Source organism: Microcoleus sp. PH2017_12_PCY_D_A, assembly GCF_020738565.1.
GTDB lineage: Bacteria > Cyanobacteriota > Cyanobacteriia > Cyanobacteriales > Microcoleaceae > Microcoleus.
On record NZ_JAEQCI010000257.1, the window covers coordinates 1 to 1,515 of the forward strand.

Consider the following 1,515-nt stretch of genomic DNA (forward strand, 5'->3'; position numbering starts at 1 on the left):
ATTTATCTAGTTCAGATAAACCTGTTAAATGCCTTGCATAATGTTGGTCAATAGCCTTGATAGCCTTCATTTAACCTCTCGACAATTAATCCACCCTGCCTTCTCCTCCATTCAAAGTGATACAAGTCCGTACAAATGTGGGTTTAGTCAAAGGAACACCCAGACTATTTGAGTGGGCGATTCGCCATCCTGTACTGACTTGGCAAGACCGAGTTAAGTTATGGGTAGCTGCCGAATTTTTCGAGCTTGAGCCTCACAAGCTGCAACTGATTGTTTTGGCACTGCACCCGACTCAACCAGCAAAAAAAGTTCAGTTTGCTTGGGATAGCAAACAACACCGAAAAACTCAAAATTGGCTTTTGACTACCATTGAACGAGAGACAGAACAAACAGTTGTCAAGCTGAATTGTTATCTAACACCTCAACCGAAGGAAGTAGCAACAGCTATCAATTTGGATGAAATCAATTTGGATGAAATCAACGAAGTGTCGATATAATCCGTTCACATTTTATTGTCATCCTCCTATCGAGAGATATCCACCTATTCCCGACGCAATCGCCCATTAATACTTTTATTCTCTCGATAGGAGGATGACACTATTTAATGTCAAGAAAAACAATATAGAATGGATAAAATGTAGTAGGAATTTTAACCGTGACTGCAATTACCCCCACCCAACCAAAAACAAGCCAACTAAAAACTATCCTCATAGTTGAAGATGACCCGATGATGCAGCTCGGTCTACAGCATATCCTCAATCGCCAACCCCATTTAACAGTTGTCGCCCAAGCTGTTAACGGTAACGAAGCCGTCACTGCCGCACTGCAACACCAACCAGACATCGTGCTGATGGACATTGACTTGCCCGGAATCAACGGTATTGCAGCCGCGCAGCAAATCAGAGCCGCACTGCCGCATACTCGTATCCTAATGCTCACCCACTACACCAATCCAACTCAGGTAATGGCGGCTTTGTCAAGTGGCAGTCACGGCTACTGCGTTAAAGGCACTAACGCAGAACAACTTCTACTAGCGATCGCGACTGTGCAAGAAGGTGGCAGCTACCTGGACCCTAAGATTGCCGACTGCGTGCTGCAAAATCTCAAAACGCCACTGCCCGATAACTGTGCGAATGACGACATCAAGCTGACAGAACGGGAAATGCAGGTTTTGCAGCAGCTAGTTGAGGGTAAAAGCAATAAACAAATCGCTGCTCAACTAGGAATGAGCGTCCACACCGCCAAAGGTCATGTAGAGATGATTATAGCTAAATTTGAAGCGAGCGATCGCACCCAGGCAGCCGTTAAAGCACTGCGTTTGGGACTGGTTTAGGTGTGGGAATGCAGCTTCTAATTGTTCTAAAAAAAGTGGTTCGTGAAGCCCAGCCATCGCGTAGCAAATTATGACATCTTGTCGGGAGCATCCCGGTTTTGCAAAAGCCTCAAATAGCCAAGAGGTCGTTGAGGTAAGCACAACGAAGTTTTAGCATTTGATTGACATTTTTTTTCAACCAT

The 1,515-nt window shown here is 44.9% G+C and carries 2 protein-coding genes; both read left to right on the forward strand.

Annotation, left to right across the window (positions count from 1 at the left end; translation table 11 throughout):
- Positions 1-116 precede the first annotated feature (116 nt).
- On the forward strand, positions 117-497 hold the full coding sequence (locus JGK39_RS33405; protein WP_293262844.1) for a hypothetical protein: 381 nt from the start codon (positions 117-119) through the stop codon (positions 495-497).
- 158 nt (positions 498-655) lie between these two features.
- Entirely contained in the window at positions 656-1,333 is a 678-nt protein-coding gene (locus JGK39_RS33410) for a response regulator transcription factor (protein ID WP_293262847.1), read from the forward strand.
- Positions 1,334-1,515: the final 182 nt, after the last annotated feature.